A 5476-nucleotide genomic window follows, 5' to 3' on the forward strand; every position below is an offset into this window, starting at 1 on the left:
CGTGGTGAGCGCCGACAGGCCGCATGCATAGCGCGTCCGTGAACTGGCCAGCGATATTCTCCGCACTTCCTCCGACGCATTTTTTTGCGCGTCGGGCGCGCGAGCGTCGACCAACATTGTTGTCCCCAATCGGTAGTTTGGCAATGGGGCGACCGGGATTGCACGTTTGGGATTGGCCATGACCGAAAGTACAATGTGCCGCGTTTGCGACGTGCTGTTTTTTGTTCGTTGTGCAGTGTACGAATAACGCATGACCGAAGCGCCAACACCGCATCGGCAGCGTGATGACCAAGGTTGATACCCAGGGAGGATTCATGTCGGACGTTTCGTTGATGGTGAACGGAAAACGGGTCAGCGGTGCTGCCGAGGACCGAACGCTTCTGGTTCACTTCTTGCGGGAAAATCTCGGCCTTACCGGAACGCATGTCGGCTGCGATACCTCGCAATGCGGCGCCTGCGTCGTCCATGTCGACGGCAAGGCGGTCAAATCCTGCTCGATGCTCGCGGTACAGGCCTCCGGCTCGACCGTGGTGACGATCGAGGGCCTGGCCAATGGCGCCGACCTGCATCCGGCGCAGGCCGCCTTCAAGGAACATCACGGGCTGCAGTGCGGTTTCTGCACGCCGGGCATGATCATGACGGCGACCGACATGATCAGTCGCCACCCCGAAGGCCTCGACGAGGCGACGGTGCGCGCCGAGCTCGAAGGCAACATTTGCCGCTGCACCGGCTACCACAACATCGTCAAGGCGATCCTCGCCGCATCGAAGACGATGTCCAAGGTGGCGAAGGGCAAGGCGAAACAGGCTGCGTGAGATGAAGTGAGTAGCGAATAGCCAGTATTCCACTGACTGAACGCGGCTCTCGATCTCCACCACTCGCTATTCGCTACTCACTATTCGCTATTTCAGCATTTCGGGAGGAATTTCTGATGGGCATTGAAGGTGTTGGCGCTCGGGTCGCGCGCAAGGAAGACAAACGATTCATCACCGGCGCCGGCCGTTATGTCGACGACATGGTGGTTCCCGGCATGAAGCATGCCGCCTTCGTGCGCAGTCCGCACGCGCATGCGCAGATCAAGAAGATCGACGTCAAGAAGGCGCAAGGCATGCCCGGCGTCATCGGCGTGCTGACCGGCAAGGAACTCAAGGCCGACGGCATCGGCAACCTCATCTGCGGCTGGATGATCCACTCCAAGGATGGCTCGCCGATGAAGATGGGGGCGTGGTCGCCACTGGCTTTCGACCGGGTCCGTTATGTCGGCGATGCCGTCGTGGTCGTGGTGGCCGAGACCAAGGGGCAGGCGCGTGACGCCGCCGAGGCGGTCGAGATCACCTACAAGGAGCTGAAGGCCGTCGTCGATGCCTCCAAGGCGATGGACAAGGGCGCGCCGCAGATCCACCCCGAGGCTGACAACAATCTGATCTTCGACTGGGACATCGGCAATGCCGACGATACGGCGGCCGCCTTCAAGAAGGCAGCCCATGTTGTCACGATGGACATCATCAACAACCGGCTGGTGCCCAACGCCATGGAGCCGCGCGCCGCACTTGGCCACTACGACAAGGCGGAGGATCACTACACCTGCTGGACGACCTCGCAGAACCCGCATGTGGCGCGGCTGGTGATGAGCGCCTTCTACAACGTCGCGCCGGAAAACAAGCTGCGCGTGATTGCGCCCGATGTCGGCGGCGGCTTCGGCTCGAAGATCTACATCTATCCCGAAGAGATCGTCTGCCTGTGGGCGTCGAAGAAAACCGGCGTGCCGGTCAAATGGGTGGCCGACCGCACCGAAAGCTTCCTCACCGACGCACATGGCCGCGACCATCACACCCATGCCGAAATGGCCTTCGACGAGGACCACAAGATTGTTGGCCTGAAGGTCGAGACCCAAGCCAATCTCGGCGCCTACATGTCGCTGTTCTCGTCGGCAACGCCGACCTACCTCTATGCGACGCTGCTGTCGGGCCAGTACAACATCCCCGCCATCCACGCCAATGTGAAGGCAATCTACACCAACACAGCACCCGTCGATGCCTATCGCGGGGCAGGGCGGCCGGAAGCGACCTTCGTCATGGAACGCATGATGGAGACCGCGGCCCGCCAGTTCGGCATCTCGCCGGCCGAGTTGCGGCGCAAGAACTTCGTCACCTCGTTCCCGCACCAGACGCCGGTCATCATGTGCTATGACGCTGGCGACTATGCGGCTTCGCTCGACGCGGCGATGAAGGCGTCGGACTATGCCGGCTTTGCCAAGCGCAAGGCCGCCGCCGCCAGGAAGGGCCTACTGCGCGGCATCGGCATGAGCTGCTACATCGAGGCCTGCGGCATCGCGCCATCTGCCGCGGTTGGTTCGCTAGGCGCCGGCGTCGGCCTTTGGGAAAGTGCCGAGGTGCGCGTCAATGCGGTCGGCACGATCGAGGTGCTGACCGGCTCGCACAGCCACGGCCAGGGCCACGAGACGACCTTCGCGCAACTGGTCAACGAGCGCTTCGGCGTGCCGCTTGATTCCGTCTCGATCGTCCATGGCGACACCGACAAGGTGCAGATGGGCATGGGCACCTATGGCTCGCGCTCGGGTGCGGTCGGCATGTCGGCGATCGTCAAGGCGCTCGACAAGGTCGAGGCCAAGGCCAAGAAGATCGCAGCACACCTGCTCGAGGCCGACGAAGGCGACATCATCATCGAGAACGGCACCCTGAAGGTCGCCGGCACCGACAAGAACGTGCCGTGGTTCCAGATGGCGCTCGCCGCCTACACCGCCCACAATCTGCCGGGAGGCATGGAGCCGGGATTGAAGGAGACGGCGTTCTACGATCCGTCGAATTTCACCTTCCCGGCCGGCTGCTACATCTGCGAGGTCGAGGTCGATCCGGAAACCGGCATGACCGAGATCATCCAGTTCGTCGCCGCCGACGATTTCGGCAACATCATCAACCCGATGATCGTCGAGGGTCAGGTGCATGGCGGGCTGGCGCAAGGCATCGGCCAGGCGCTGCTCGAGGGCGCCCACTATGACAACAGCGGCCAACTGCTGACCGCGAGCTACATGGACTACACCATGCCGCGCGCCAGTGACCTGCCTTCGTTCAAGGTCTCGACCTCGAACACGCCGTGCCCGGGTAATCCACTCGGCATCAAGGGCTGTGGCGAGGCCGGCGCCATCGGTTCGCCACCGGCGGTGATCAACGCCATCACCGACGCCATCGGCAGCAACGATCTTGCCATGCCGGCTTCGCCGTCCACAGTGTGGGCAGCGATCCGCGCGGCGAAACACTGAGGAGGAACGAGCATGTATTCGGTCAATTATCACCGCGCCGCCTCGGTCACTGATGCCGCCAAGCTGATCAAGACGGGTGACGCCAAGCTGCTTTCGGGCGGCATGACGCTGATCCCGGCGATGAAGACGCGGCTCGCCGCACCTTCCGACCTTGTCGACCTGTCGCGGATCAAGGAGCTGCAGGGCGTCAAGGTGTCGGGCAAGACCGTCACCATCGGCGCTGCCACCACGCATCACGCCGTTGCCAATGACGAGAAGCTGAAGAAGGCCTGTCCGGCGCTTGCCCATCTCGCATCGCTGATCGGCGATCCGGCGGTGCGCCACAAGGGGACGATCGGCGGCTCGATCGCCAACAACGATCCAGCGGCCGATTATCCGGCGGCGCTGCTGGCGTTGGGCGCCACCATCGTCACCAACAAGCGCCAGATCGCGGCCGACAAGTTCTTCAAGGGCCTGTTCGAGACGTCGTTGAAGGACGGTGAGATCGTCACCGCCGTCACCTTCACCGCGCCGGCCAAGGCGGCTTACGAAAAATTCCGCAACCCGGCATCGCGCTATGCCATCGTTGGCGTGTTCGTGGCCAAAGGCAAGGATGGCGTCAGCGTCGCCGTCACCGGCGCCGGCGACGACGGCGTCTTCCGCTCGAAGGAGATCGAGGCCGCATTGGCCAAGAATTTCGCGGCCTCGGCACTCGACGGCGTGAAAGTGCCGGCGAAGAATCTGATGACCGACATCCATGCCTCGGCCGACTATCGCGCCAATCTGATCGCGGTGATGGCCAAGCGGGCGGTGGCTGCCGCCAACGCCTGAGAAACTGTTTGGAAACTCTACTCTGGCGGCCATCTGATGGCGTTTTCTGCGCTTCCGGTGCTCACGGACCCAAATGTCCGCTGCGCTCCGGTTCTCGAAACCACCACCATATGACTCGCCAGAGCGAATTTCGAAACAGTTTCTGACACGATGAGTTGCAGACAAGGAAAGGGGCCCTCGGAGCCCTTTTTCGTGTGTGGTGGTCCTGTTGCTGATGGAATCGCCGCCGTGCAGCAATTCTCTGCTTGAAGCAATTCCGGCCGATACTTCGCCCGGAACTGTTCCGGCCGCGATCTCGCACTTGCACAAAGTGATATTGCACTGCAATATGAACTGGGGCGGGAATGCGAGCCGGGTTCGGCGTGTACCGCCGTGCCCTTTCGCATGCCTAATGCGAAAGGATCGGCATGACCGACATCTCCGCGACGCATGCCGTTCCATCCCGGTCCGCCGTCGACAGACCAGCCAGAACAAGACTGGCCTATCTCGACGGCTGGCGCGGCCTGTCGATCGCCCTGGTGCTGATCGGCCATTTCTTTCCCGTTCCCGGGATCAATCTCGGCGTGCTGGGCGTCGAATTCTTCTTCGTGCTCAGCGGCCGGCTGATGGGCGAGATCCTGTTCATCGAACGCTACCCGCTGAAGAAATTCTTCAAGCGCCGCTTTTCCCGCATCTATCCGGCGCTTCTGGTCTTCGTGGTCGTCGCGATGGTTGCGCTCTCCGGCACATTCATCGCCTTCAAATGGAAGGCGGCGCTGACGGCGCTGACATTCACCTACAATTATGCCGGCATTCTCGTGACGCGGGCAGGGGCGCTCGACCATATATGGTCGCTCTGCATCGAGGAGCACGCCTATATCATCCTGGCGCTGATCAGCGTCATCGTCTCAAGCCGCTCTCGCGTCGTCGTGCTGCTCCTGGCGCTGGCCTTTCTGGCCATGGCCAACGGCGCGGTTTCGTACTGGGTCTTCGGGATGGACTACGAAACCACCTATTGGCGCACCGACGTGCACATCGCGTCGATCCTGCTGTCGGCTTCGATCTGCCTGCTCAAGGCCGATGGCAGGCTGCCGGCGGTCTTGAGAGGCAAGCATGTGGCCCTGGCGGCATCGATCTGCGCCGTTCTGCTGTTCCTCGATCCGGTGCCGACGCCGATCCACTATCTCTTCGCAGTGCCGCTGCTGGCTCTGGCCGTCAATGTGCTCGATTTCAGCCCGCGCTATTTTTCCGGACTGCTGTCCTCCTGGCCGATGGCAACGCTGGGACTGTGGTCGTACTCGCTCTATCTGTGGCAGCAGCCGTTCTACAAATTCGTCTATGAGCAAGGCAGCGCGCCGATCCCGATGCTGGCCGGCGTCTTTGCCTGCGCGCTCTGCAGCTACTACC

The 5476-nt window shown here is 62.1% G+C and carries 5 protein-coding genes; 4 read left to right on the top strand and 1 reads right to left on the bottom strand.

Translation table 11 applies throughout. From position 1 onward, the window contains the following. Positions 1–252, bottom strand: a 252-nt coding sequence (locus tag EN935_RS41475) for a hypothetical protein (protein WP_206534547.1), incomplete at its 3' end; no start/stop codon positions are given. Between the two features lie 62 nt (positions 253–314). On the opposite strand from EN935_RS41475, the gene EN935_RS20560 reads away from it, so the two are divergent. The 4 genes from EN935_RS20560 to EN935_RS20575 all read left to right on the top strand — a co-directional run. Further along, a complete protein-coding gene (locus EN935_RS20560; RefSeq protein WP_127262550.1) occupies positions 315–815 on the top strand; it encodes a (2Fe-2S)-binding protein in 501 nt (166 codons plus the stop codon). Between the two features lie 116 nt (positions 816–931). Beyond that, positions 932–3280, top strand: a complete 2349-nt coding sequence (locus EN935_RS20565) for a xanthine dehydrogenase family protein molybdopterin-binding subunit (protein WP_127262551.1) — start codon at positions 932–934, stop codon at positions 3278–3280. Between the two features lie 12 nt (positions 3281–3292). Further along, positions 3293–4090 (top strand): xanthine dehydrogenase family protein subunit M, encoded by a 798-nt coding sequence (locus tag EN935_RS20570; protein WP_127262552.1) that lies wholly within the window; start codon positions 3293–3295, stop codon positions 4088–4090. A gap of 407 nt (positions 4091–4497) precedes the next feature. Beyond that, a partial coding sequence (locus EN935_RS20575; RefSeq protein WP_164771225.1) for an acyltransferase occupies positions 4498–5476 on the top strand: 979 nt, incomplete at its 3' end.

The sequence above is a fragment of the Mesorhizobium sp. M7D.F.Ca.US.004.03.1.1 genome, assembly GCF_003998635.1.
In the GTDB taxonomy this organism is placed as follows: domain Bacteria; phylum Pseudomonadota; class Alphaproteobacteria; order Rhizobiales; family Rhizobiaceae; genus Mesorhizobium; species Mesorhizobium loti.